General features: G+C 49.1%; 23 protein-coding genes. 15 read left to right on the top strand and 8 right to left on the bottom strand.

Going from position 1 to position 26,100, the window contains the following annotated elements; all coding sequences use genetic code 11:
• The first annotated feature begins 41 nt into the window (after nt 1–41).
• The 8 genes from RIG61_06010 to dnaJ all read left to right on the top strand — a co-directional run bounded on the left by RIG61_06010 (nt 42) and on the right by dnaJ (nt 10,524).
• Entirely contained in the window at nt 42–923 is an 882-nt protein-coding gene (locus RIG61_06010) for an RNA polymerase factor sigma-32 (protein ID MEQ9618709.1), read from the top strand.
• 20 nt (nt 924–943) lie between these two features.
• A complete protein-coding gene (gene dnaK, locus RIG61_06005; GenBank protein ID MEQ9618708.1) occupies nt 944–2,896 on the top strand; it encodes a molecular chaperone DnaK in 1,953 nt (650 codons plus the stop codon).
• A gap of 205 nt (nt 2,897–3,101) precedes the next feature.
• A complete protein-coding gene (gene rpmE, locus RIG61_06000) occupies nt 3,102–3,305 on the top strand; it encodes a 50S ribosomal protein L31 (protein MEQ9618707.1) in 204 nt (67 codons plus the stop codon).
• Between the two features lie 120 nt (nt 3,306–3,425).
• Nucleotides 3,426–5,507, top strand: coding sequence for an elongation factor G (gene fusA, locus RIG61_05995; protein MEQ9618706.1), 2,082 nt, complete (start codon nt 3,426–3,428; stop codon nt 5,505–5,507).
• A gap of 228 nt (nt 5,508–5,735) precedes the next feature.
• On the top strand, nt 5,736–6,668 hold the full coding sequence (locus tag RIG61_05990) for a Ppx/GppA phosphatase family protein (GenBank protein ID MEQ9618705.1): 933 nt from the start codon (nt 5,736–5,738) through the stop codon (nt 6,666–6,668).
• A gap of 217 nt (nt 6,669–6,885) precedes the next feature.
• Complete coding sequence (gene grpE / locus RIG61_05985) at nt 6,886–7,548, top strand: nucleotide exchange factor GrpE (protein ID MEQ9618704.1); 663 nt, start codon at nt 6,886–6,888, stop codon at nt 7,546–7,548.
• 22 nt (nt 7,549–7,570) lie between these two features.
• A complete protein-coding gene (gene dnaK, locus RIG61_05980) occupies nt 7,571–9,406 on the top strand; it encodes a molecular chaperone DnaK (protein ID MEQ9618703.1) in 1,836 nt (611 codons plus the stop codon).
• Between the two features lie 23 nt (nt 9,407–9,429).
• On the top strand, nt 9,430–10,524 hold the full coding sequence (gene dnaJ / locus RIG61_05975; protein ID MEQ9618702.1) for a molecular chaperone DnaJ: 1,095 nt from the start codon (nt 9,430–9,432) through the stop codon (nt 10,522–10,524).
• Between the two features lie 47 nt (nt 10,525–10,571).
• Here dnaJ and RIG61_05970 read toward each other — a convergent pair whose 3' ends face one another.
• The 3 genes from RIG61_05970 to RIG61_05960 all read right to left on the bottom strand — a co-directional run bounded on the left by RIG61_05970 (nt 10,572) and on the right by RIG61_05960 (nt 12,625).
• Nucleotides 10,572–10,847, bottom strand: coding sequence for a MoaD/ThiS family protein (locus tag RIG61_05970; protein ID MEQ9618701.1), 276 nt, complete (start codon nt 10,845–10,847; stop codon nt 10,572–10,574).
• The gene (gene thrC / locus RIG61_05965) at nt 10,816–12,105 is read right to left on the bottom strand and encodes a threonine synthase (GenBank protein ID MEQ9618700.1); all 1,290 of its coding nucleotides are present in this window, start codon (nt 12,103–12,105) and stop codon (nt 10,816–10,818) included. The genes RIG61_05970 and thrC overlap by 32 nt, the downstream gene beginning before the upstream one ends.
• Nucleotides 12,106–12,193: 88 nt before the next feature.
• Nucleotides 12,194–12,625: a hypothetical protein gene (locus RIG61_05960; GenBank protein ID MEQ9618699.1), complete on the bottom strand. Its 432-nt coding sequence runs from the start codon at nt 12,623–12,625 to the stop codon at nt 12,194–12,196.
• 159 nt (nt 12,626–12,784) lie between these two features.
• Between RIG61_05960 and gloB the strand changes: the two genes are divergently transcribed.
• The gene (gene gloB, locus RIG61_05955) at nt 12,785–13,591 is read left to right on the top strand and encodes a hydroxyacylglutathione hydrolase (GenBank protein MEQ9618698.1); all 807 of its coding nucleotides are present in this window, start codon (nt 12,785–12,787) and stop codon (nt 13,589–13,591) included.
• 66 nt (nt 13,592–13,657) lie between these two features.
• Nucleotides 13,658–17,356 (top strand): methionine synthase, encoded by a 3,699-nt coding sequence (gene metH / locus RIG61_05950; protein ID MEQ9618697.1) that lies wholly within the window; start codon nt 13,658–13,660, stop codon nt 17,354–17,356.
• Nucleotides 17,357–17,376: 20 nt separating this feature from the next.
• Here the strand turns inward: metH and RIG61_05945 are convergent, their stop codons facing one another.
• A complete protein-coding gene (locus tag RIG61_05945) occupies nt 17,377–17,760 on the bottom strand; it encodes a response regulator (protein ID MEQ9618696.1) in 384 nt (127 codons plus the stop codon).
• Nucleotides 17,761–17,824: 64 nt separating this feature from the next.
• Here RIG61_05945 and RIG61_05940 point away from each other — a divergent pair, with 64 nt between their 5' ends.
• Together RIG61_05940 and RIG61_05935 are read left to right on the top strand one after the other, a co-directional pair.
• Nucleotides 17,825–18,529 carry an HAD-IA family hydrolase gene (locus RIG61_05940; GenBank protein ID MEQ9618695.1) on the top strand — a complete coding sequence of 235 codons (705 nt, stop codon included), beginning with the start codon at nt 17,825–17,827 and terminating at the stop codon, nt 18,527–18,529.
• 47 nt (nt 18,530–18,576) lie between these two features.
• The gene (locus RIG61_05935; GenBank protein ID MEQ9618694.1) at nt 18,577–19,014 is read left to right on the top strand and encodes an EamA family transporter; all 438 of its coding nucleotides are present in this window, start codon (nt 18,577–18,579) and stop codon (nt 19,012–19,014) included.
• Here the strand turns inward: RIG61_05935 and RIG61_05930 are convergent.
• Nucleotides 19,011–19,214 carry a DUF4177 domain-containing protein gene (locus RIG61_05930; GenBank protein MEQ9618693.1) on the bottom strand — a complete coding sequence of 68 codons (204 nt, stop codon included), beginning with the start codon at nt 19,212–19,214 and terminating at the stop codon, nt 19,011–19,013. The two genes, RIG61_05935 and RIG61_05930, sit on opposite strands and share 4 nt — an antisense overlap.
• A gap of 3 nt (nt 19,215–19,217) precedes the next feature.
• Entirely contained in the window at nt 19,218–20,201 is a 984-nt protein-coding gene (hemB, locus tag RIG61_05925; GenBank protein ID MEQ9618692.1) for a porphobilinogen synthase, read from the bottom strand.
• Between the two features lie 134 nt (nt 20,202–20,335).
• Between hemB and RIG61_05920 the strand changes: the two genes are divergently transcribed.
• Nucleotides 20,336–22,027, top strand: coding sequence for a glutamine--tRNA ligase/YqeY domain fusion protein (locus tag RIG61_05920; protein ID MEQ9618691.1), 1,692 nt, complete (start codon nt 20,336–20,338; stop codon nt 22,025–22,027).
• 36 nt (nt 22,028–22,063) lie between these two features.
• Here RIG61_05920 and RIG61_05915 read toward each other — a convergent pair whose 3' ends face one another.
• The gene (locus RIG61_05915; protein MEQ9618690.1) at nt 22,064–22,843 is read right to left on the bottom strand and encodes a formyltransferase family protein; all 780 of its coding nucleotides are present in this window, start codon (nt 22,841–22,843) and stop codon (nt 22,064–22,066) included.
• A gap of 64 nt (nt 22,844–22,907) precedes the next feature.
• Between RIG61_05915 and RIG61_05910 the strand changes: the two genes are divergently transcribed.
• The gene (locus tag RIG61_05910) at nt 22,908–23,762 is read left to right on the top strand and encodes a phosphatidate cytidylyltransferase (GenBank protein ID MEQ9618689.1); all 855 of its coding nucleotides are present in this window, start codon (nt 22,908–22,910) and stop codon (nt 23,760–23,762) included.
• 36 nt (nt 23,763–23,798) lie between these two features.
• Here RIG61_05910 and RIG61_05905 read toward each other — a convergent pair whose 3' ends face one another.
• Nucleotides 23,799–24,851, bottom strand: a complete 1,053-nt coding sequence (locus tag RIG61_05905) for a hypothetical protein (GenBank protein MEQ9618688.1) — start codon at nt 24,849–24,851, stop codon at nt 23,799–23,801.
• Nucleotides 24,852–24,950: 99 nt separating this feature from the next.
• Here RIG61_05905 and RIG61_05900 point away from each other — a divergent pair, with 99 nt between their 5' ends.
• On the top strand, nt 24,951–26,099 hold the full coding sequence (locus RIG61_05900) for an ABC transporter permease (GenBank protein MEQ9618687.1): 1,149 nt from the start codon (nt 24,951–24,953) through the stop codon (nt 26,097–26,099).
• Nucleotide 26,100 lies beyond the last annotated feature (1 nt).

Genomic DNA, 26,100 nt, shown 5'->3' with positions numbered 1-26,100 from the left:
CCCTAATGATGATTAGTTTTGAAAAAGGAGGTTTTAAAGCTATGAAAGCACTAGCAGTAAGGGAACCGCTCGGTATTTTTCTTCAGGAAATCGAAAAATACCCGGTTTTAAGCAAAAAAGAGGAATATAAGCTGGCCGTAAGGTATTATGAGGATAATGACGATCTGGAAGCTGCGAACAAGCTTGTTGTATCCAACCTCAGGTTTGTGATAAAGATCGCTTCTGAATACATTTCGTACGGCTTTCCCCTTACTGACCTTATACAGGAAGGAACAATAGGGTTAATGAAAGCTGTTAAAAAGTTCAATCCCTACAAGGGATACAGGCTTATATCCTATGCTGTCTGGTGGATAAGGGCTAAAATTCAGAACCACATAATGAAATTCTGGAGCCATGTTAAGATAGGAACAACGCAGGCCCAGAGAAAGCTCTTCCACAAAATAGGCAGGGCAAAGAAGCAGCTGGATATAAACAACGGGGAAATGACTGAAACAGATGTCAGGAAAGTAGCCGAATTGTTCGGAGTGAAAGATAAAGACGTAATTGACATGGAGCTCAGAGTGGCTTCAAGGGATTTTTCGCTCGACTCGGCTTCTACGGAGGATAATTCCATTACGTATCTCGATGCTCTTTCCGATGACGGATCAAGTCAGGAAGAATTGATCGAATCGATTGAAGACAGAGAGCTTGCCCGTGAAGGGCTCAGGTCCGGATTAAAAAAACTTTCCCCGCGGGAAAAAAGAATAATAGAGAGCAGGTATCTAACGGACCCGCAGAGTAAATTGAGAGAACTCGGCGACGAGCTGGGAATATCCAAGGAAAGAGTGAGACAGATAGAGGTCCGGGCCCTGAAAAAACTGAGGGGCGAAGTGGAGACAACCGTAGACGAAGGTTACTCATCGGACACTGAAACAAGAATATAAAAAATCAGGAGGCGAAATAAATGGCAAAAAGCGGAAAGATTATAGGTATTGACCTGGGTACGACAAACTCTGTGGTTGCGATAGTCGAAGGCGGTGAGCCGAAAGTAATCATTAACGAGGAGGGCGCCCGGGTAACCCCTTCAGTCGTGGCTTTTACAAAAGAGGGAGAAACTCTCGTAGGCGGCCCCGCTAAAAGGCAGGCGGTCGTAAACCCCGAAAACACCATATTTTCTGTAAAGAGACTAATGGGAAGACGTTTTGAGGAGGTAGAAGACGAGGCTAAATCACTCCCCTATAAAATTGTGAAATCAAAGAATGATGACGCGTGGGTGGAGGTAATGGGCAAGGATTATTCACCCCCCCAGATTTCCTCTCATGTGCTTATGAAACTCAAGAAAGCCGCGGAAAACTATATCGGCGACGAGATCAAAGAGGCGGTGATAACCGTTCCGGCCTATTTTAACGACAGTCAGAGACAGGCTACCAAGGACGCCGGAAAAATTGCGGGCCTGGAAGTAAAAAGGATTATAAACGAGCCCACCGCAGCCGCGCTCTCCTACGGGTTTGATAAAAAGAACGAAGGCACTATAGCGGTATATGACCTGGGGGGCGGCACATTCGATATTTCCATCCTGGAAGTCGGAGACAACGTAATTGAGGTTAAATCCACAAACGGAGATACCCATCTCGGGGGTGACGACTTCGATAGACTGGTGATGGAATACATAATAGATGAATTCAAGAAAGAATCGGGTATCGATCTCGGAAACGACAAGATGGCGCTTCAGAGATTGAGACAGGAGTCGGAGAAGGCGAAAATCGAGCTCTCGAACACCCTTGAAACCGAAATAAACCTGCCGTTCATAACAGCGGACTCCGCAGGCCCGAAACACCTGGTTATGAAGATAACCAGATCGAAATTCGAGCAGCTAATCGAAGACAAGGTAAAGGGCACACTCGAGCCGTGCCGCCAGGCGCTTAAAGACGCCGGTTTAAAAGCAAGTGATATTAATGAGATTATTTTGGTCGGTGGCTCGATCCGAATCCCGATGGTTCAGAAGGTGGTAACAGATTTCTTCGGCAAAGAGCCGCATAAGGGAATAAATCCCGACGAGGTAGTGGCCATGGGAGCCGCGATTCAGGGAGCTGTTCTCGGCGGCGAGGTAAGAGATGTTCTTCTTCTCGATGTCACCCCGCTCTCACTCGGAATCGAGACACTGGGCGGAGTTATGACAAAGATAATCGAGAGAAACACAACTATTCCCACCAAGAAAAGCCAGGTATTCACAACGGCGGAGGATAACCAGACATCAGTAGAGATACATGTTCTCCAGGGTGAGCGGCAGATTTCGACCGACAACAGAACACTTGCGAGATTTATACTTGACGGCATCCCTCCTGCCTCAAGGGGCATACCTCAGGTAGAAGTAACTTTCGACATAGACGCCGACGGCATTCTTCACGTCTCGGCCAAGGACCTTGCCACTCAGAAAGAGCAGAAAGTCAGGGTTGAGGCTTCGAGCGGTCTGAGCAAGGAAGAGGTTGAAAAAATGGTAACCGATGCGGAAGAAAAATCGGAGGAAGACAAAAAGCGGCACGAGCTTATCGAGACCAGAAACAAACTCGACGAGCTTGTCTACAGAACCGACAAGAGCTTTAAGGAATTTGAGGGCAAACTGTCCGATACAGAGAGGAAGGAACTCGAAGAAGCTCTCGAAGAGGGTAGAAACGCCATTAAAGGCGATGACCCCGAGTCGATAAAGGCCGCAACAGAAAAGATAACACAGGCCTCTCACAAGCTTGCGGAGCTTATGTACAAACAGCAGGCCGAAAGCGCAGCCGGAGAGAGCGAGGCCGAGGCGCAGCCGGAAACTGACGGCTCCGAACAAGGAGCCTCCGGTGAAGAAACCGAATCAGGCAGCGATGATAAAGACGGCGACGACGTTATAGACGCCGAATTTACCGAAAAATAAAATCGTAAGATGTAAATACAGGACGGGCAGGTTTAATCAACACAATAAAGGCGGCCGCGTGCCGCCTTTATTTTTCTCTCAAAGTTCATGATACGAGTCCAAACTATTGCTCACTAAACAATTAAATGTTAATTTAGTATTAACAATTCAGGAATTTTTTAAGATCGAGAAGGTAATTTTTGCCGCGAACCAGGAGGTATTAAGAATGAAACCGGAAATTCACCCCGAATACAAAGAAGTCACCGTAAGCTGTTCCTGCGGGGCCGAATATAAAACCAAATCAACACGATTTGAAGATTTCACGGTAGAGGTTTGCTCCAACTGTCATCCTTTCTACACAGGAAAAGAAAGGGCAGCGGAAGCTAAAGGCAGGGTGGAGAGATTCAGGAGAAAATACTCCAAGAACTAAATCTCTACTCTCCGTAAATCACATAAGACAAATTTGTAAATGTTAATTGCATGCAAGAGGAGAGCAGAAAGGCTGTGATTAGGATTTTTGTCAATAAAAGAATACGGAGGTGACCCTTCCATGAAGGAGTACAGTAGAGAAAGTATCAGGAATGTTGCTCTCGTCGCTCCCCATGGCGCCGGCAAGACTTCTCTGGCTGAAGCTATCCTTTATATACACGGCGCCACCGAAAAATTGGGCAAGGTTGACGACAGCAGCTCAGTATTGGATTACGAGTCCGAAGAAAAGCACCGTAAGATGTCGATCAATGCCCATGTAGCCTTCTACGAAACCAAAAACAATCTAGTAAATCTCATCGATACACCCGGCTTTTTAAACTTTCTGTACGAAGCGGAAAACGCGATTAAAGTAGTTGATGGCGCGGTTGTCGTCGTAGGCGCGGTCGGGGCCGACACGGGCGTTCAGATAAGAAAATACTGGGAGATGACCGGGGAAATACCCAAGATTATTTTCATTAACAAGCTCGACAGGGAAAATACAAGCTTCGAAGACACAATAAGCAGCATATCAAAGGAAATCAACCTGAAGGTACTGCCTCTGGCCCTTCCCATAGGACAGCATCATGATTTAAAGGGCGTAATTCACCTGATAGAAATGAAGGCGTATACGTACGACGGTTCCGGAAATGTGGAAGAGGGGCCTATTCCCTCCGAGATGGAAGAAGCGGCCGGAGCGGCGAGAGAAAGGATCGTAGAAGCCGTAGCCGAACTTGATGACGACCTTCTTGTGAAGTATCTCGACGGAGAAACGATAGAAGAGGATACTATAATAAGGATGCTTCATGAAGGCATATTCGACGCAAAAATATTTCCTGTCTTCCCGGGATCGGCCACCAATATGGTGGGCGTTAAAGTACTGGGAGACGCTATTACCAAGTACCTCCCTTCACCCGTGGAAAGAAAGCCGGTAGAGGGAATCGGTACTGACGGAGAAAAGGTCGAAATTAAGCCTGCTGAAAACGAGCCCTTTTCCGCATATATATTTAAAACCATTTCCGACCCTTATGCGGGCAAAATAAGTATATTCAGAGTATATTCGGGATCCTTCAACGGAGATTCCGGCATTTATAATTCTACGAAAGGGGTTAAAGAAAAATTAGGGCATCTGCACCGGCTGGTAGGGAAAAAAGAGACCGCCCTGGGCACTGCAGCGTGCGGTGATATTGTCGCTGTCAATAAACTCAAGGACGCGGAAACGGGGGATACGCTTACTGATGAGTCGAATCCGGTCGTAATTAAAGCGGCTCCGCTCCCCCCGGCGGTTCTGTCGTACGCAATCGAGCCTAAAACGCGTAACGACGAAGACAAGCTCAATCCCTCGCTGGCCAGGATCCAGGAAGAAGACCCGACCTTTCAGTATCGCCTCGACGAGGAGACGAAGGAATTCCTGCTTTCCGGAACGGGACAGTCCCACGTGGAGGTAATAGTAAACAAGCTCAGGGATATTTACGGGGTCAATGTTGAGCTTAAAACCCCGAGAGTTCCTTATAAGGAAACTATAAGGGGTAAGGCCAAAGCGGAGGGCAAATACATCAAGCAGACCGGCGGCAGAGGTCAGTACGGAGACGCGTGGCTTGAGATAGAGCCGCTGCCCAGAGGGGCCGGATACGAATTTGTCAACAATATAGTAGGCGGGGCGATACCCAGGAATTTCATACCATCGGTAGAGAAAGGGGTGCTCGAAGTGATGAAGAAAGGGGTCGCAGCGGGGTATCCTATAGTGGATGTAAAGGTCAGGCTTTTCGACGGCAAATACCATCCAGTGGACTCCTCGGACATAGCTTTTCAGATAGCGGGGTCGATGGGATTCAGGAAGGCCATGAAAAATGCCAGGCCTCTTTTGCTAGAGCCGGTGATGAAAATGGAAATAACAATACCGGACGAATGCATGGGTGACGTCATAGGGGACGTCAACTCCAGGAGAGGAAAGGTGTCGGGAGTCGATTCGATAGCCGGAACGCATCTGGTAAAGGCGCTGATTCCCATGTCCGAAGTCCTCCACTACGCCCCCGAGCTCAGATCGATCACAAGCGGCCGGGGTTCCTTCAGCATGGATTTTTCACACTATGAAGAGGTTCCCGACCATCTCGCTTCCAAAATTATAGAGGAAGCCTCGGTCTCGAAGGCGGATGAGGAACATTAAAAACCGGGGCGGATAATCAGGTCCTGCCATCGAATATCATATAAACCGCCAGGGCCCGAAAACGATTCCGGGCCTTGCGTGCATAAAAGCCGTCACCCGATATTCGATACCGTTCATCCTTTTCACAGAGTACAAATGTTTTTAAAACCCGGTAGAATAAGGATACCGATTGATCTGGATTATGGGGCTTTACGGACGCGGAAAACCGATAAAATCAACCGAAAAAAATTGCGAGTAGCATCGATAGATATAGGCACCAATACCCTCAGGCTTCTCATACTCGAGGCAAAACTGGCCGACAGGAATGAGAGGCTCTATATCGGACGCGAAATCACCCGTCTCGGAGAAGGATTTTCCGATGAGTTTAAAATCATAAATAAGAATGCGATTGACAGGTCCGTGAGTGTTCTTTCAAACTTCGCCAAAATAATTGAGAAACACAACGTAGATCAGGTGAGAGCGGTCGCAACCAGCGCAGTACGGGAATCCCTGAACGGGACCGAGTTTGTGGAAAGAATAATCAGGGATACGGGTTTGCCCGTCGAGATAATAACGGGAGAGGAAGAAGCGAGACTCACGGTCGCGGGAGTTATGAACTCCGTAACCTTCAGCACACCCGATTGTTTGATATTCGATATAGGCGGCGGGAGTACCGAATACGTTTATGTAAGCGAGGGAACAATTAAGAATGTTAACAGCATTAATCTCGGGGTAGTAAGCCTTACGGAGCAGTATCTGAAGAATGAAATCGACACCGAATCAGACCTCCTTCAGCTTGATAACCGTATTAAGCTTGTGCTTGAAGAGGGGCTCTCCGATTTCCTTTCCCCAGCCGAAAATACAGGCAATCTGACTATTATAGGCACTGCGGGAACGCCCACTACGCTCGCCGCTATAGAAATGCGTCTCGACCCCTACGACCCGGCTCTTGTAAACAACTTTAACCTCACGAGGCACATGATTACCGAAATACTGAACTCACTTGCCGAGCTTCCCAAGCCGGAGCGTATAAAAATACCCGGGCTTGAAGCAGGAAGGGAAGACCTCATAATCCCAGGTATCATGATAACGCTTGAAACTCTTGAACGCTTCTCGTGCGATAGCATGCTTGTAAGCGACGCCGGGTTACTGGAAGGAGTGGCCTACAATTTAATAAATTGAGACGGCCTTTGGGAATATATGTAAAAAACAGATTTCCCGGACGCCCGGCGTTGACAAATCATACCGCAATTATTATATTTTCTTAAGGAATTTAATATTTTTCCCCTGATACCGGTAAATTGTAATCATGTAAAAATAAAACAAAAGGAAATGCGCTATAATTACATTTAAAGTAAAGATTTCAGGGCGGCGTAATGTATTGAATTAGGAGGCAAGAATGAATCCAAACGATAGTGATGAAAAAAACGGTCCAATCGATTTGAGCGAAGATACTGAAAATATCGACGAAGATAACGGAAGTACGCAAGGAGAAAACGACACCCAGGTTGATAGAGGAGATGACAAGGATTACCAGGAGCTCTACCAAAAATATTTGAGGCTCGCGGCTGATTTCGAGAATTACAAAAAAAGGCTTGCGAAAGAAAAATCGGATATAATCGCATATGGAAATGAAGAATTGATAAAGGCCCTGCTTAACGTTCTGGACAACCTGGAACGCGCCCTTGAGCACTCCGACGTACAGGAAGACCCCAAACCCCTTCTTGAGGGAGTGAAGCTTGTCCACAAGCAGTTCCTGAGTTGTCTCGAGAAATTCGGAGTACAGTTTATAGACGCTTCCCGCGGCACGGAATTCGACCCCCGGCTGCACCAGGCAATCGAACGCGTTGTGTCCCCGGATATTACGCCGGGAATGGTAATATCCGAAATGCTCAGGGGGTACATGCTGAAAGACAGGCTGCTCAGGCCGGCACTGGTGGCCGTATCGAAGGGCCCCGAGGGCACGGGCGAACCGGGGAGTTACGATACTGGCGGTGAGGAGCCCGAAGGTCAGGAAAAAGAGGCTTCGGATATCTTTAATTTAACTGATGAGGAATCCTAAAACGTATTAACGGAAAAATCTTATGGCTATAGTAGGCATAGATCTCGGCACAACTAATTCATGCGTCGCTTTAATTGAAGGCGGAAGCCCTGTCGTAATCCCGAATGAGGAGGGGAGCAGGGTCACACCTTCGGTAGTCGCATTCACCGAGGACAACAGCAGGTTTGCCGGCGCAGTGGCGAAAAGGCAGGCGGTAGTAAACCCGACCACGACTATATTCGGCGTCAAGAGACTGATAGGGAGACGCTTTGACTCGCCGGAAGTGCAAAAAGCGCTTGGATTCGCTCCTTACAATATTGTGACCAACGAGTCCGGCGACGCATGGATCGAATCGAACTCAAAGACATACAGCCCCCAGGAGATCTCTTCCATAGTGCTTTCCAAAATGAAGCAGGTTGCCGAGGAGTATCTGGGTTACGAAGTGACTGACGCGGTGATCACCGTACCGGCCCATTTTAACGACCTTCAGAGACAGGCTACCAAAGACGCCGGCAAAATAGCGGGCTTGAACGTGAGAAGGATAATAAACGAGCCTACGGCGGCGGCTCTCGCCTATGGATTCGATAAAGCGGAAAATAAGAGGATAGCGGTATTTGATCTGGGCGGGGGTACTTTCGACATTACGATTTTGGAAATGGCAAACGGCGTTTTCGAGGTCAAATCCACGAGCGGCGACACCTTTCTGGGTGGGGACGATTTCGACCAGAAACTCATCGAGCTTGCGCTCGAGGACTTCAGCAGCCAGCATGAAATAGATCTCAGGGAAGACAAGATGGCCCTTCAGAGAATAAGGGAAGCCTCCGAGAAGGCCAAGCACGAACTATCTTCAATCATGGATACCAGTATAAACCTGCCGTTCATCGCAGTGGATCAGTCCGGACCCAAGCATCTTAATTACAAAATAACGCGTCAGGAGTTCGAGGAGCTCGTATCGGATTTGATAGACAGGCTGGAAATTCCCTGCAACCAGGCGCTTCAGGACGCAAAACTCGAGCCTTCCGATATAGATGAAGTCGTTCTTGTGGGCGGAATGACCAGAATGCCGAAAATTGAGGAAAAGGTTAAGGAGATATTCAAGAAAGAGCCTCAGACCAGGATCAACCCGGAGGAAGTGGTCGCTATAGGGGCTTCTATTCAGGGCGGAGTACTCGAGGGTAAAGTAGAGGAAGTGTTGCTGTTAGATGTAGTGCCTCTTTCCCTGGGTGTTGAAACAAGGGGCGGACTCTTTACAAAAATTATCGAAAGGAACACCACAATTCCCACGAAGAGGAGCAGAATATTTACAACAGCCTTCGACAATCAGGAATTTGTGGGAATACACGTGCTTCAGGGAGAGAGGGAAATGGTGGATGATAATATATCGCTTGCGAACTTCAACCTTATCGGCATACCTCCCGCGCCGAGGGGAATGCCGCAGATAGAAGTATCGTTTGAAGTGGATTCAGACGGCATACTCCATGTATCGGCAAAAGATCTGGGCACGGGGAAAAAACAGGCTATACAGGTAGTAACCTCGGGCGGGTTATCGGAAGATGAAATGAACAAGATAATCGAAGAGAGCAAAACCAGCTCGGAGACCGACCAGAAACGAAGGGACCTCGCGGTGCTCAAAAACGAGGCCGAGGGGCTAATTTACTCCGTCAAAAGAACGCTCGAATCATACGGGGATAAAATCGACGCCGAGATGAAGGATAACATAGAGGACTCCATGAAGAGCATGAATGAGGCTCTTGAGAGTGAGGACTATAGCTACGTAAAGGACGTGCTTGAGCATCTTAAGGAAGCATCGTACAAATTTGCCGAGGTAATTTACACCAGGCAGGAGGAAAATAGCGAGACCCGCGGCGATAGTGAATAATTACAGTTTACGGATGCTTTTTGATGACAAGTTTTGATTACTACGAAGTTTTGCGGATCGAACGAAACGCAAGCTCCGAAGAAATAAAAAGATCATACAAGAGACTCGCTTTTGAATACCACCCGGACAGAAACCCCGGAAACAGGGAAGCTGAGGAAAGATTCAAGCGGATAAACGAAGCATATCAGATACTAAAAGACCCCGATAAGAGGGCCCGATACGATAGTTTCGGCCATATATCAGCGGAAGGAATATTCTCCGATCTGGATTTCGAGGCCGGATTCAATGATATTTTCGGGAATCTTTTCGAAGAGGTTTTTAAAGCGGGTGCGCGTGAGAGGGCCCAAAGGGGAAAAGACCTCAAATACTCCCTTGAACTTTCGTTTGAAGAGGCTGTAGGGGGCGCCGAAAGAGAGCTCACAATACCCAGAAGCGTAGTGTGCCCGGAGTGCGGCGGAAGCGGGGCTGCGAGAGGTGGAGAGACAATATGCTCAAGCTGCGGGGGAAGAGGAGAGTTCCAATACTCACAGGGATTTTTCGCTATAAAAAGGAGTTGCTCCGCGTGTGGGGGAACCGGCACTAGGATTACCAGAACCTGTGTTAACTGCGGCGGGGACAGATATGTTATGGCAGATCATAGTGTCAGGGTAAACGTGCCTCCCGGAATCTCGAATGGAGCCAGACTCCGGATCCGGGGCGAGGGAGACACAGGACATATGGGCGGCCCTAACGGCGACCTCTATATAGAAATACACGTAGAGGAACACCCTCTCTTCAGACGCGACGGCGAGGATCTCTACTGCAGGGTCCCTGTCGCGTTCGTCCAGGCGGCTCTGGGGGATGAAGTGGAGATACCGACCCCACGGGGAAAAAGCACTATCAAAATCCCTCCCGGCACGCAGTCCGGTCAGACTTTCAGAATAAAGGGGAAAGGGGTTCCGAGACTCGGGGGCAGGGGAGTAGGGGATCTCTACATAGAGGTGCAAGTTGAAGTTCCGGTCAAGCTCAACAAAAAGCAGCAGGCCCTGCTGGAGGAGTTTGCCAGGGCAAGCGAAGGGAAAAACATTCCCATGACGAAGCGGTTTGTGTCCAGGCTTCAGGAACTCTTCAACAAGTAATCCTGCCCCGGAGTCCCCGGATTAGTGCCGGGGAGAGGTGTTAGAATTCAGATCCCGCCCGCAATTGCAGGTATTATGGATACGACGTCATCTTCTTTTAAAGCGGTTTCCTTCCCGCTTAAAAATCTTATATCTTCGTTGTTGACGTACAGGTTTATGAATCTTCTTACATTTCCGGATTCATCACAGAGCCTGTCTTTAATCCCGGGATACTGACTTTCCATTTCTTCTATCAATTCTCCGACATTTGCCGCGCTTATCGAAACCTCGTCCTTTTCGGACGTGAGCTTCCTAAGCGGTGTTGGAATGCGAACAGAGGGCATCTTGCAAACCTCCTTTTTCTTCTTGTTCCTTTAATTTTGAATATAACTCTTCGAACTCTTCAAGATTAGCGTCTATAATATGCGGCTGAGAGACATCGTTTACGATGGCATCCTGAGTCTTGAGCCCGTTTCCCGTTATGGATACTACTATGGACTCGTTTTTCGGTATCACTCCCTGCTCGATCAGCTTTTTAGTTACAGCCATAGTAACACCGCCCGCCGTCTCGGTGAATATACCCTCGGTTTCGGCAAGAAGCTTTATTCCGTTTACTATCTCCCGATCCGTCACATCCTCTCCCCATCCGCCGCTCTCTCTCATTACACACATGGCGTAAAATCCGTCCGCCGGGGTGCCTATGGCAAGCGACTTGGCTATGGTATCGGGCTTGACCGGCTTGAATATCTCCCATTCGTTCTTGAGAGCCGTTGTTATGGGCGAGCATCCGGTAGCCTGCGCGCCGTAAATTTTTGTGCCGTTTTCCTCGACAAGCCCCATCATTTCAAACTCTTTTATCGCCTTCCATACCTTGGTCAGCAGCGATCCGCTCGCCATCGGCACTACTATATGTTTGGGTGTGCGCCATCCGAGCTGTTCCATCATTTCAAAGGCAAAGGATTTAGAGCCCTCCGCATAGTATGGACGCATGTTGATATTCACGAACGCCCAGCCGAACTTGCCTGCTACTTCGCTGCACAACCTGTTTACATCATCGTAAGCGCCTTTAACTCCTATAAGATTAGAGCCGTATACTGTAGTGCCTATTATCTTTGCCTCTTCCAGATTGTGGGGAATAAAAATAAAGTTTTCCAGATTCCCGGCTGTAGTGAGCGCCGCGACCGCATTTGCCAGATTGCCCGTAGAGGCGCAGGCCGCCGTCTTGAATCCGAACTCTTTTGCTTTTGAAAGGGCTACCGAAACAACTCTGTCCTTAAATGAGAGGGTCGGGAAACAAACAGCGTCATTCTTTACATATATTTCTTTCAGGCCCAGAGCGCGGCCCAGATTATCCGCCTTTACGAGCGGGGTATATCCTACTTTGACTCCCACGGTCGGTTCCTGATCAACGGGCAGTAACTCTTTGTATCGCCATATATTGCGGTCCCGTTTTTCAATTACCTCCCGTGAAATCACCTTCTTTATCTCGTCATAGTTGTAAACTGCCTCCAGGGGACCAAAACATGTTTCACAAACATGAAGTGGCTCCTTCGGGTATTCCTCGCCGCATTCTTTACACTTAAGTCCCTTCACAAAACTCATAAAATACCCCGCGGATATGATGGATAAATCTATCAAATTACCCTTTAACTACCGGGTTGTCAAAGAAAATGAATGCGTGTTAAAGGTCTTACCATTCGTCCCGCTTTTCAATTTCCTCGGTCTTGTTCTTATCCTCTAATACTATCTTCTCGAACTGGCTGGCCTCAATTTCATTACTGTTCTTCCTGTACACACCGCCCACGATCATATAGTCGTCGTCAACAATATCCCAGGAGCCGGGCATATTTACATTTACATAATTCCCATTCAGATCGGCCAGCTTGAAATAGGTTATGACCCCATTCTCGGTCTCAGAGGAATCCTCGTTTATATCCTTTACTATGCCTTCGACCGCAACCGTTGCGCCGTCAAAGGCTATAGGGGAGAACAGTATCTTTGAAATGGACGCCCTGTATCCCTGTACGCTCATCCCCGGTATGTATTTCGGTTCCTTATTGCATCCGGCAGACAGAGAGAAAAACAATAAAGCCAAAATTATCTGGTATCTTGTAATATTCAAATAGTCACCTTTTTGAGACTACCGAGGCTAATACTTTTAAAATTCCTCGTTCTTAAGTATATATTTTACCTAAAACAATCAATAATATTAATATTTTATGGCATAATAACTATCCTGTTTATTTGAGGGACCGCAAAACGGATTAACGGAGATAAGGATATGGACACTTTCAACGGCCCCGGATACGGGATCGCGAGAATAAGAACGGAAGAAAGCGACAGCAACTATAATTACATAATCTGGAGCACCGACACTTCCGAATGCGCGGTGATAGACCCTTACGACCCGGTCGAGGTCCTGAACTTCATCAGGGATAACGGCCTCAGTGTCAGACACATTATCAACACGCACTGCCACCCCGATCATATCAGGGGAAACGACCCCATCCTGAAAGTAACGATGTCTAAAATACTCGTCCATCCTCTGGGACGGGATCTGGTTTCCCCCAGAAGCGGGCCAATCGACGAAGGCGACGTAATAGAGGTGGGAAATATCGGGCTCGAGGTGCTTCACACCCCGGGACACTGTCCCGAGCACCTGACTCTTATCGTGGGGGACCACGCGTTCGTAGGGGATACGCTCTTTTTAGCCGGCTGCGGGAACCTCCGGCACAGAGGGGACGGGGAGCAGCTGTTCAAAAGCATTGATACGAAGCTCAGGACACTGCCCGAGGATTACAAAATTCTGGTCGGCCATGAATATTCCGAGGCGAACCTCAAATTCGCGCTCGATATAGAGCCTGACAACGCAGAGGCAAAAAATAAGCTCGAACAAGTGCTCGAAAGCCGCTCACAGGGAGAAGAACCTGCTCCCACGACAATAGGGGAAGAGAAGAAATATAACCCTTTTCTCAGATATGACGCGCCCGGAGTAATAGAAGAGCTCAAGAAAAGAAATCCCGAACTCGACACTTCGCCCGTGTCCGTTTTCAAGAAATTGAGAAAAATGCGGGACGACTGGAGCTGAGAAAGAACCCGTATCGAAATCATTTCAAAAAGGGCCTTTTGATATAATTCGGTATAATACTGTCAAATGAATAAACCGGAACATGAATCTTACAAATCGCTACGCCTGCTTCTGAACGAGAGAATCCTCTTCATGGACGGCGCTATGGGAACTATGGTACAGCGCTATAAACTCGAAGAAGAGGATTTCAGGGGAGATATATTTAAAGAGCACCCGCACGATCTCAAAGGAGATAACGACCTTCTATGCCTTACGAGACCGGAAATCATATCTGAAATACATCGTCTTTACCTCGAGGCCGGAGCCGATATTATTGAGACGAACACCTTTAACGCAAACCGTATCTCACAGGCCGATTACAAACTTGAGCACATCGTTTACGAGCTCAACAAAAAAGCGGCGGAGCTCGCCAAAGAGTCTGTCGAGGAATTCATGAAGGAAGACCCGGAGCGTAAATGCTTCGTGGCAGGCGCGCTCGGCCCTACGACCAAAACCGCGTCAATCTCCCCCGACGTTAACAACCCGGCACTGAGAGGCGTAACTTTTGATGAGCTGGTGGACGCGTATTATGAACAGGTAACCGGCCTTGTAGACGGCGGGACCGATATAATCCTCGCGGAGACCACTTTTGACACCCTGAACCTTAAAGCGGCTATATATGCCGTATACAGGTTTTTCGACGAGCACGCGGTTCGCCTTCCGTTCATGCTCTCGGTCACGATTACAGACGCATCGGGCCGGACGCTTTCCGGTCAGACCGTAGAGGCGTTCTGGAACTCGGTCAGGCACGCAGAGCCCTTAAGCGTGGGAATAAACTGCGCACTCGGCGCTCAGGAAATGCGGCCCTACATAGAGGAGCTCTCCAGAATCGCGGACTGCTACATAAGCTGCTACCCGAACGCGGGACTGCCGAACCCGCTTAGCGAGACAGGGTATGATCAGACCCCGGAGGATACGTCGAGCTATCTCGAGGATTTCGCAGAAAGCGGATTCGTCAACATTGTAGGCGGCTGCTGCGGGACAACCCCCGACCATATAAAGGCCATAGCGGACAAGGTACGGAAATTCCCGCCCCGGAAAATACCTGAAATCAGCCCTGCTACCCGGCTGAGCGGCCTTGAAGCCCTTAATATAGGAGAAAACGCCCCCTTTATAATGATAGGCGAGCGGACGAACGTGACAGGCTCCCCGAGGTTCGCCCGGCTCATAAAGGAGGACGATTTCGAGAGCGCTTTGAGCGTGGCTAAGCAGCAGGTGGAAAACGGAGCGAATATCATAGACGTTAATTTCGATGAAGCGCTCCTGGATGGCGAGGCCTGTATGACGCGCTTTTTAAACCTGATAGCGTCCGAGCCCGACATATCACGCGTCCCTATAATGATCGACAGCTCGAAATTTACCGTAATTGAAGAGGGGCTTAAATGTATTCAGGGCAAGGGGATTGTCAACTCAATAAGCCTGAAAGAAGGAGAGGATAAGTTCCTCGAGCAGGCCTGGAAGGTGATGCATTACGGCGCTGCGGCGGTCGTAATGGCGTTTGACGAAAAGGGACAGGCCGCGACAAAAGAGGATAAAGTCAGGATATGCCGGAGGGTATACGAGCTTCTGACCGAAAGAGTCGGCATGGACCCTGACGATATTATCTTCGACCCCAACGTTCTCACCGTCGCGACGGGCATAGAAGAGCACAACAACTATGCGCTTGACTTCATAGAGGCGGTGAAAGAGATAAAAGCAGTATGTCCCGGAGCCAAAACAAGCGGCGGCATAAGCAATATATCGTTCTCGTTCCGAGGCAATAATGTAGTCAGGGAGGCGATGCACAGCGCTTTCCTCTACCACGCCATTAACGCGGGGCTCGATATGGCTATCGTCAATGCCGGAATGCTTGAGGTCTATGAAAATATAGATCCAGAGCTCCTGGAAAAGGTGGAAGACGTCCTCCTTAACAGAAGACTGGACGCAACCGAAATACTCGTAGATTACGCGGAGAAGATTAAAGACACCGGAAAGGTCAGAGAAAAAGAAACCGAAAAATGGAGAGAGGGGAGTGTCGAGGAGCGTCTTTCGCACGCGCTTGTCAAGGGGATTGTGGATTACATAGAGGACGATACAGAGGAGGCGCGCCGGAAATTCGAAAAGCCGCTTGAAGTAATAGAGGGCCCACTTATGGAGGGGATGAAAGTTGTCGGGAAACTCTTCGGGGAAGGGAAAATGTTTCTGCCCCAGGTTGTAAAGAGCGCGCGCGTTATGAAAAAGGCCGTGGCGTATCTCGAGCCCTTCATGGAAGCCGAGAAAGCCAAATCGGGCGCCGGCAGACCGAAAGGTAAGTTCGTTATCGCGACTGTCAAGGGAGATGTTCACGATATAGGAAAGAACATAGTGTCTGTGGTTCTGGGATGCAACAACTATGAGGTAATTGATCTCGGAGTCATGGTGCCGTGCGAAAACATACTAAAAACGGCGAGGGAAATGGACGCCAATATAATCGGCCTGAGCGGGCTTATAACCCCTTCGCTTGACGAAATGGTTCACAACGCTTCTGAAATGGAAAGGCAGGGGTTCAAAACGCCGCTCCTTATCGGAGGCGCGACTACTAGCAGGGCGCATACGGCGATAAAAATCGCGCCCCAGTACAGCGGTGTAGTGAGCCACGTTCAGGACGCCTCACTTGTGGTAAACGTGTGCAACGACCTCCTGAACCCCGAAAAGTACGATAAATACGCAAGGGAGCTGGAGGAAAAACACGAGGAGTTGAGAGAACTGCATTCCTCAAAAAAAAGCAAGACGGAATACCTCTCAATTGCAGAGGCCAGGGACCGCAGATTTACGGACGACTGGCGGAACACCCCAATAGATACGCCTCAGAACCTGGGGCCGGAAGTAATGGATGATATACCCATTGAGGATATCATTCCCTACATCGACTGGTCTCCCTTCTTCTGGGTATGGGAGCTCAAGGGCATATATCCGAAAATCTTCGAGCACAAGAAATGGGGGAAACAGGCAAAGAGCCTCTACGATGACGCCGAGAGACTGCTTAAACAGATCGGGGCTGAAAAGCGTTTCAGGCCTAGAGCGGTTCTGTCATTCTGGCCCGCTAACAGCAAGGGCGACGACGTTGAAGTATATACGGATAACAATCGGGATAAAATACTTGATACGTTCCATTTCCTCCGTCAGCAGAAAGACAAGGGAGAAAATCAGACTTATTTCTGTCTCGCGGATTTTGTCGCCCCGTCAGACTCCGGAAGAGAGGACTATATTGGGGGATTCGTAGTCACGGCGGGCGAGGAGGTGGAAGAATTCGCCGACTCCTTTAAAGCCAAAAACGACGATTACACCGCGATAATGATACAGGCCCTCGGCGACCGCATCGCCGAAGCCCTTGCCGAGATGATGCACAAAAAAGCCAGGGAGAACTGGGGATACGGAAAAGACGAGAACCTGTCCTTCGAGGACCTGATAAAGGAAAAATACAGGGGCATAAGGCCCGCCGCTGGATATCCTGCGTGCCCCGATCATACGGAGAAGGCAACCCTCTGGAAACTTCTCGAAGCCGAAGAGAAAATTGGAGTCAGGCTTACGGAGAATTTTGCCATATACCCGCCAAGCTCCGTGGCCGGGCTATATTTCGCGCATCCGGAATCAAAATACTTCCCCGTGAGCGAAATAGATAAAGACCAGGCGGAGGACTACGCCGGGCGCAAGAAAATTCCGCTGCCGGAAGTAGAGAAGTGGCTCAGACCAAATCTCGGTTACTGAAGCCCGCAGCAATGCCGCTTCTAGATTCCTGTGTACCGTTTCAGTATATCCCCGACTTCACGTGAGAATCTCGACCTGGGCAGGACGATATCGTATCCGGCTTCGACAGCTTTATTTTTTAAATCCTTTTCCACATGAGGCAAATACCCTATAACCGGAATATCTTTAAGCCCGGGGGTAATTTTAAGCACCTTTATAAGCTCCAGAGGCTCGATTTTTTTATAGTTCAGATCCACGACGAGAAGGGAAGGGGGACGCGAAGCCAGTTTATCTATCAGACCGTCCGGGTTTTTGACAAAATCAACGACTACGTTATTTATTTTAGCCGCCTGTCTTATTTTTGATGAAAAAAACAGATCGCCACTCACCGCGACAGCATACCCATTATCATCTCGGCTATTCATAACCTTACTCCTTTCCGAAATAGAGTGTATATTAAACACTCGATTCCCACAAAAAGGAAAAAAGATGAAGAACGGAAGGATAAAAACCGTATTTTTCGACGCCGCGGACACCCTTTTTTATATCAGGGAGGGTCTCGGCCATACTTACGCGGGTGTAGCGAGAAAATACGGCTCTGACGCCGGTCCCGAGCGTATAAAAAAGGCGTTCTCCCGGGCGTTCGGCTCGGCCCCGCCTCTGGCCTTCGGCAATGTATCGAAAGAGGAAAGAAAGGGGCTCGAAAAACAGTGGTGGCGCACGGTAGTCGAGGATGTATATAACGAGGTCGGGATGTTCGATGAATTCGACGCTCATTTCGATGAGCTGTTCGAAGTCTTCAGGAGCGACGCATGGGCGCTCTTCCCGGAAACGATAGAAGTGCTTTCGACGCTCAGGTCGCGCGGATATAATCTCGGCATAATTTCAAACTTCGACTCAAGGGTATATGACGTCATGGAAAGGCTCGAGATATACCAATTCTTCGATACGTTCGTCATATCGAGCGAAGCCGGTCACGCCAAACCCGCGCACGGGATTTATTCTCTCGCCCTTGAGAGAACAGGCTCAGATCCACGCGAGTCCATGCACATCGGAGACGACCTTGAAAACGATTTTCACGGACCAAGGGCGCTCGGAATAAAGACGCTTCTTCTGGACAGGGAAGGGCAATTCAAATCGGACGGCGGAGTGGACAGAATTGAAAATCTGAGGGAACTAGAAAAGCATCTTTAAAAAGAGAATAATTTTCTTACTCGATAATAATATAACCGGAGGCAAAAATGACAGGAGCAGCTTTGGCCTTACTGGTAGCGGCAATCTGGGGCGTAGCTCCAATCTTCGAAAAGATGAGTCTGGTGAAGACGGCGCCTTTGACGGCGCTTACGATCAGGTTTATTTTCACGACCAGCCTGTTGTTAATAATAACCTTCGTCACGGGCAGGTTCGGGGAAATAAAGAATGTGGACGGCGCCTCGCTTCTCTGGATATGCATCGCCGGCTTTATAGGAGGTATTCTGGGCCTCCTTCTCTACTTCACCGTCCTCAAGGAACACCTCACGAGCCACATAATCCCTATAGTGGCCACGTTCCCGCTATTCACTACGATTTACGCGTATTTTTTGCTGAAAGAGCAGATTACGTCACTCAGGCTGGCAGGAATAATACTGGTTGTCACGGGTCTGGTGCTTATAAACTGGAATAGCATAGTCCCCGATTAAGTGGCTTTATCCGGATTTCGAGGCCCGGAGAAACAGGTAAAAACCACGAAGGCCATGGACGGCCTTTTTGATGACTCCCTCATAGCGAAATGGATTCCGTCGAGGAGCCATCCTTCTCCGACCCATTTGTTAATCACCCTTTCGAGCTCTTCATCGGTTACCTGAGACACTTCGACGACTTTGTAGGCAGGGTATTCCATAGTTTATTTCTTTGCTTTATTAATCAACCTGGCCGCGTCCTTCGCGTGATAAGTAAGAATCATATCGGCCCCGGCCCTCTTAATGCTGGTCAGTATCTCCATCATGACAAGCTCTGCGTCTATCCATCCGAGCCTGCCGGCGGCCTTTACCATAGAATACTCGCCGCTAACGTTATAGGCCGCTACGGGATGACTGAACTCTTCCCTGGCCGCCCTGATTACATCCAGATAGGAGAGCGCGGGCTTTACCATCACTATGTCAGCCCCTTCCTCTATATCGAGCGCAATTTCCCTCAGAGCCTCCCTCACGTTGGGAGGGTCCATCTGATAACTGCGCCTGTCCCCGAACTGGGGGGGCGACTCGGCCGCGTCCCTGAAAGGTCCGTAAAATGCGGATGCGTATTTCGCGGAATAGGCCATTATCGGAATATTCTCGTATCCGTTCTCATCGAGTACATCCCTTATTACACCGACCCTTCCGTCCATCATATCCGAAGGCGCTACCATATCGGCGCCCGCCCTGACATGCGAAAGCGACATCCTGGCCAAATATTCAATTGTCTCGTCGTTATCGACGTCCCCGTCCTTTATTATCCCGCAGTGGCCGTGGCTCGTATATTCGCACATACAGACATCCGTGATGAGAGTGAGTTCCTTGACCTTCTTCTTTAGTTCCCGGAGCGCTTTTTGAATAATCCCGTTCTCGTCGTACCCTTCGGAGCCTGCTTCATCCTTGTGGTCGGGAATACCGAACAGCAGTATGGACCTCACGCCGAGCTTTCTGACCTCTTTCGCTTCCTTTACCAGATTGTCGATCGACTGCTTGTAGATGCCGGGCATGGACGCGACTTCTTCCCTTTTGCCTCTCCCGGGTCTTACGAACATGGGGTATATGAGGTCACTGAGGGATATCCGGGTCTCGGCTATCATTTCTCTCAGTCGGGCGTTCTTTCTTAATCTTCTGGGTCTGTACGAGGGAAAATACATTATGGATTATTTTAATGGTTCAAGAACGGATAAGTCAATAAAATATTTCAATTTTTTCGCGGGACTTTATTTTTGATGTTTTCGGGCAATCGTATAATATTAATTCCGGAAAATTTCCCGTGCGGATAGGTAAGATGGATCAGAATACGGAAAAAAAGAGCCTCGATTTCATAAGGACAATTGTCGAAGAGGACAATGCGAGCGGCAAGTACGGAGGCAGGGTAGCCACGAGATTCCCCCCGGAGCCTAACGGATACCTCCATATAGGACACGCGAAATCCATATGCCTTAACTTCGGCATAGCGGAGGAGTACGGCGGCACGTGCAACCTCAGGTTCGACGATACGAACCCGACCAGGGAAGAGACGGAGTTCGTGGAAGCCATAAAGAGCGACGTCAAATGGCTCGGCTACGGGTGGGACGACAGACTCTATTACGCTTCAGACTATTTCCAGAAGCTCTACGATTACGCCGTCGAGCTAATTGAGGATGGGAAGGCGTACGTGGACAGCCTCACGCCCGATGAAATAAGGGAGTACAGGGGGACACTCAGCGAGCCTGGAAAAGAGAGTCCCTACAGGAACAGGCCGGTTGAAGAAAATCTGGACCTTTTCGAGGGTATGAAAAACGGCGAATATGAGGAAGGCGCTCACGTGCTCAGGGCGAAAATAGATATGGCTTCGGGCAATATCAATATGCGGGACCCTGTCATGTACAGGATTTTGACGGAGCCCCACTACAGAACGGGGAACAAGTGGTTTATATATCCCATGTACGATTACGCCCACTGCATATCCGACTCGATTGAGGGGATAACCCATTCACTCTGCACGCTCGAATTCGAGGATCACCGCCCCCTCTACGACTGGTTTCTGGATGAGCTCGGCATATACCACCCGCAGCAGATAGAATTCTCCAGACTGAACCTGACCTACACCGTTTTAAGCAAAAGAAAACTCATTGAGCTCGTTCAAAAAGGATACGTATCCGGCTGGGACGATCCCAGGATGCCTACCGTATCGGGGCTCAGGAGGAGGGGTTACACATCAGCGGCGATAAGAAATTTCTGCAGCAGGATAGGGGTGACAAAACAGGAGAGCGTAATCGACATATCGCTTCTCGAGCACAGCGTCAGGGAAGACCTCAACAAGAGAGCGCTCAGGGTGATGGGGGTTTTAAACCCACTCAAGGTAGTAATTACAAACTACCCCGAAGACCTCAGCGAGGAGATGGACGCTGTGAATAACCCCGAGGACGAGAGCATGGGCAACAGGAAGATTCCATTTTCAAGGGAATTATACATAGAGCGCGACGATTTTATGGAAGACCCGCCAAAAAAATTCTACCGGCTTTCCCCCGGCAGGGAAGTGAGGCTGAGGTACGGCTACTTCGTAACATGCACGGACGTCGTAAAAGACGAAAGGGAGGAACTCAAAGAAGTACACTGCACGTATGATCCCGAGACCAGGGGAGGGGACTCTCCCGACGGGAGGAAGGTCAAAGCCACAATCCACTGGGTATCCGCGAAACACGCGATCAAAGCCGAAGTAAGGCTCTACGAACCGCTATTCACAGTCCCCGAGCCCGGGAGCAAAGAAGACGGCGGAGATTATACCGATTTTCTGAACCCCGAATCGTTCATTGTGCTCGATGATTGTTATCTGGAGCCCGGCCTCGCCGCCGCGAAGCCCGGAGTTAATTATCAGTTCGAGAGGCTCGGCTATTTCACCCCCGACTGCGTGGATTCGAAAGCGGGGTCGCCCGTATTCAACAGAACCGTAACCCTGAGAGATACCTGGGCAAGGGAAAAAGGGAAACAGGGGTAATATATTAAGCGCCGCCGGAATATTTACCGGCAAATTTTAACCGCCCGGCTGAAAACCGCCTTTTCCGAGCCTTTTACCGTCGAGGTAGAGATTATCATTCCCGTCTATGCCGAGCCTGCCCCTGGCGATAATCTCATGCACAGCGTAAGGGAATATTTTCCATTCCCCCTCACGGCGTATGCGCTCGTTCATCCGATGCGCGTCGTCCTCCCTGAAGCCTTCAAGCGATATGGGCCGCGACTGCATTATGGCGGGACCGAAGCGCTCACCCGCCTTCTCGAGATACACGGTGCATTTAATGCTGCTCTCTCCGGCCCTGATTGCCTGCACCGGAGCGTCCACCCCTCTCACAAGATAATCTTTTATGATATCCCCCGGGTACAGGTTCACGATACGGTTTTTATATCTGGAGAGAAACACATTTCCGAGCCTTCTTCTGTAACCGGCAAGCACAATGATATCGGGAGCGCATACCTGCTCTAGAAGGGTGATTACAGCCGAGTCATAGTAATCTCTCGCCTCCTCGTCATCGGCGCTCCTGCCGAGCGTGTCGAAGTAGATTTTCGAGGACAGGCCTATAACCGGAATGCCGTATTCTCGTGCCTTGAGGGCGCCTTTACAACGAGGTACATTGGTGAATACGGCTTCTATTCTCCCGTACTGCTTCTCACCCGCCTCCTCAAGCCTCTTCTCCGCCTCGTAAATCGCGGTGAAATTGGTCCCGGAGCCGGAAACTAATACGGCAACGCTCATCGGCCTCTGCTCAGGCTTAAAAATCACTTCAATATCTTCGGTGCTATGTTGTGGTTTATTCATATATTTGCAATATAATTCAGGTCAGGGAAATTATATCTACTTGTAAATTATGAGCAACTTATGGATGAGAATACTAACAGCTGCCGTAGCGGTACCCATACTGTACGTGATTTTCAGGCTGGGGGGCATAGTTTATCTGGTCTTCATCATGGCTCTGGTTCTAGTCGGTCAGATCGAATACGGTAATCTGCTCGAGTCCAGAAAAATACCGCACGGCAAATACTCGGGAATAGTGCTGTCGCTGCTCCTGGCCGTATCTTCCTATATTGGATTCATCTATTTCTCACTCTTCTTTACACTATCGGTTGCCCTGGTTCTCATACTTGGGCTGAGGAAAACAAGCGAAGGCAGCACGATTACGAGGGCCGGAGCTACGCTCTTGGGTATTATCTATCTCGGCTGGCTTCTCGGCCATGCCGTGCTAGTCAGGAACATAAGTGACATGGAGGGGATAAAATTATTCAGCCTCACCCGGGAAGGGCTTTCCGATCCGGGGTTCTTCTACATATTCTTCACCGTCGCGTGCACCTTTTTGAACGACACCGGAGCGTATTTTACGGGACTCTATACAGGCAGACATAAACTCTCTCCGAGGATTAGTCCCGGCAAAACCGTCGAAGGCACGATCGGAGGGGTGGCAGCGTGCATACTTACGGGGCTCGTGGTCAACTACGGTTTCGGCTCGCCGCTAAATTCGGACTGGACGATACTGTTTTCCATTATAATCGCGGCTGCGGCTGTATTCGGAGACCTGGTAGAGTCCTCCATCAAGAGGGGGGCGGGTATCAAGGACTCGGGCGCTATCGTACCCGGCCACGGAGGCGTGCTGGACAGGTTCGACAGCCTTATCTTCGTGTTCCCTGTATCGTATTATTTTATTCTGATTTATTACATGTCCCGGGGCGTTTCATTAGGATAATTCGGCAAAAGCATCCAGTCCGTAATCCTGCGTTTTTTATGACCTTTGCTCTTCCCTCTTTATCATTATCCTGAGTCCGATCAATATAAACATATTAAACGCTAGTCCGGCCAGGGCCGCAAACTGCTCCCTGTAGAATATAAATACGTAGGTAAGCAATATCGAAACGAGCACCGAGCGCTCGAACATCCTGTAAGCGGTGAGCCTGGATTTCCTTATGTAATATACCCCCAGGAATACGAACAAGCCCGATAACGCGGAAGAGAAAATCTGAGCTTTGCCTATGAACGTAAGGCCGGTAAGCCTGTCGGCAACAGTTTCGAAGATTTTTATATTCAGAAATTTATCCGGGCCGAGACCTATAAAAACTGTAAAAATGGCCACGTAAGATAACGTTATGATCAATTGGAGCAAGAAGAAAATAACGATAGCTGTTTTGAAATAACGATAACCCGCAATCCTCTCATAATAACCTCTAAAAGCCTTCTTGACCCTTGTATATAAGCCGGGCTCGGGTGCGGGCACGAGTGCGGAGCTTGTTACTATATCCGTGAGCGCCTTTGTCAGAGGATTACCGGGTTCGCTTTTTTCCAGATAGCGCATCACTTTATTTTTCTCGTCCTCGTCGAGGTCCCTGAGCGCTATTTCCTCAAGTCCCCTGAGCGCGTTCACGAGAAATTCTTTTTCCGTGAATGTCCATCCTGACCTGATCATATGTATCGAAAGCACTATCAGAATAAAAACTATGTACATAATCGAGACCGAGGGCTCGAAGAAGTAGTTATTATCGCTCGTTACGAACTTCCCGACCTCGTCTATAAAAGTCCCGAAGCCCGCTCCCCCCAGTATTGCCGCCCAGAGCTCGATACGCTCGCCGATAAATGAAAACAGCATAACTATGGCGACCAGCATAAGGAGTCCCCCCCACAGCATATGCGCGATGTGGAGAGTGCTGTTGCCGATTTGGGGGTATCCGGTCATATGAAGAAACAGGCGGATTGATAGTATCGCCGCTACCGCGCAAACGAGAAATATCTCGACGTGATAAACGGCATCCAGATTCCGTACAAAAGGCGCATCGGCTTTCATAATTGACTCCGCTTAATAATCTATGTTAATCTCAGATAACAAATCCACCGTTTTGATGGCATAATTTCAGCATTCAAAGACTAACCGAAAACAAAAAATATGAACAATTCAGGCTCCGGCTCTTCGCTTCCTACGCTCGAAGCGGTTGCAGACGACAGTAACACTCTCAGACTAAAAATTATGGGCCGCCTCGACGTTTATACGACGGGAGAGGTCTGGAAAGCCGCCCTGAGCGCAGTGGAAAAATCCAAACCGAACAAGCTTATAATCGAAGCCGAAGGTATAGAGTACTGTGATGCCTCCGGTATTGCTCTTTTAATGGAGCTGGGCCTTCATCAGAGACAAAGAGGGGGGAGTTACAAAATAGAGGGGTTGCGGGAGGACCTGCTCAAATTATACGAGCTGTTTAAGCCCGAGGATTTTTCAGAAACTGCACAACCGGACGCAGAATCAACGAAAAATCCGATAGTAAGGATAGGGGAAAAATCATATGAAGTATGGGAAGAGATCAAGATACATATCATATTTACCGGACAAATCACAGCGGCGCTTGCGGGAGCCCTCCTCAACCCCTTCAAAGTCAGATGGAGCGAAGTGCTTCTTACATCGGAGAAATTCGGCGCCAATTCGTTTTTTATTATTGCTCTTGTAAATTTTCTGGTTGGGCTCGTAATAGCGTTTCAATCCGCCATACCGATGAAAACATACGGCGCCGACGTTTTTGTGGCCGATCTGATAGTAATAGCCTATTTCAAGGAGCTGGGCCCGTTAATGACGGCTTTTGTGGTGAACGGCAGGAGCGGCTCCGCGTTTGCCGCCGAGCTCGGCACTATGAAGGTAAATGAAGAGCTCGACGCCCTTAATACGATGGGGCTCGATCCCGTAAAATTTCTGGTACTCCCCAAGGTAATCGCGGCTCTTTTTATGCTGCCCCTGCTCACCGTTTTCGGCAATCTATTCGGACTCATAGGGGGGCTTGTAGTGATTATGTCTCTGGGCTATACCTTCTCGACATATATAAATCAGATCACCGCGTCGGGCACTTACGTAATGCTGCTCGCGGGCCTTTTCAAGACCCTCTTTTTCGCAGTAATCATAGCGGGGGTAGGGTGTCTTGCAGGTATGAGGGCTTCGAGGGGTCCCTCGGCGGTGGGAGACGCCGCCACAAGGGCGGTCGTAACAGGCATTATACTTATGATTATCGTGGACGGAATTTTCGGAGTCCTCTATTACGTGCTGGGCATATAAA

This window comes from Deltaproteobacteria bacterium (assembly GCA_040223695.1).
Taxonomy (GTDB): Bacteria; Desulfobacterota_D; UBA1144; order Nemesobacterales; family UBA2774; genus JAVKFU01.
The sequence above is the reverse complement of the archived record's forward strand: the minus strand, read 5'-3'. Positions and strand labels throughout refer to the sequence as shown.